The 1,007-nt window shown below is 65.0% G+C and carries 1 protein-coding gene; it reads left to right on the top strand.

What is annotated here, in order from left to right; translation table 11 throughout:
- Positions 1-558 precede the first annotated feature (558 nt).
- Positions 559-942: a hypothetical protein gene (locus tag ACFYOH_RS44910; protein WP_388638181.1), complete on the top strand. Its 384-nt coding sequence runs from the start codon at positions 559-561 to the stop codon at positions 940-942.
- Positions 943-1,007: the final 65 nt, after the last annotated feature.

The raw sequence follows: 1,007 nt of genomic DNA, 5'->3' as shown, positions 1-1,007 counted from the left end.
GAACCACCTGCTCAGCCTGCTCGTTCTCCACGGCGGTCTCCGTCATCAGACGCGTCTCCTTGATCATCAGATCCGCCGTTGATTAGACACTCCCCAACCTGCCCCATGAGGGCCAACGGAAGGCATGGCTCCTGGCTTTCCGGGACGACAAGGGGCCAGTGGAGATCGCCCGTGAACTCGGCATCGACCGAGGTACTGCGGCCGAGTGGCGCGACCGGGCCGAGGAGCGGCTGAAGTCCCTACCACCAGACGAGTTGGATCACCTGAGGTAGGCCCCTTCCAGGGGGCACGGAGCCCGCCCTGCCCCGTGTCCCCGAGTGGAGGCCTACCTCCCGGTACCCGCCCAGCCTGGAGAGCAGGCGGGTACCGGGAGGTGCGTGGTCTCTCCTGCGAGAAGGCCTCGTGGGACCCGGCCTTAGCGGCCGCGTGAAAGGAATGGTTAGGAAGGACACTGTGCGGAACAACGCTCACGATGTCCTCGTGGAGCTTTTGCGCGAGGAGACTCGCGCCGAAGAGCCCGGGGGACGCACGCCCACTCCTGAAGAGTGGGCTGCCCACATGGACAGCATCGCGGCCCGTGCCGTCGCGTCCGTCGACACGGACACCATCATCGACACCGACCTTCATACCTGCTCCAGCCAGAAGGACCTCACCAGCGCTGCCGAAGGAACCGACAACGCCATGACAACCGCATCCCTGTCTCACAGCGAGGGCCGCCAGGGCCGATCGGTTCTGGTCTTGCTTGTGGCCATGGCCACCGGTCTGACGGCCTGGCTCTTCGCGGCCGGAGCGGCTTCCATCGGCGCCGTCACCGGAGCCATCACCGCGTTGGTCGCCGTCCTCACGGGACTGGGCAAGATCAACTGGCTTCTCGGACATGGTCGACGAGACGACTCGGCAAGGGAAGGACTAAGACGTCATCTCATTTGGGCTGTTCGATAGGCTCCGGGTGTGGGGATCGTTGAGCGGCTGGTGCCGGATGAGTTGTGGGGGTTGTTCCAGCGAGT

It is taken from the genome of Streptomyces sp. NPDC007856 (genome assembly GCF_042868225.1).
Lineage (GTDB): Bacteria > Actinomycetota > Actinomycetes > Streptomycetales > Streptomycetaceae > Streptomyces.
This window is presented reverse-complemented; position numbering and strand designations above follow the sequence as displayed.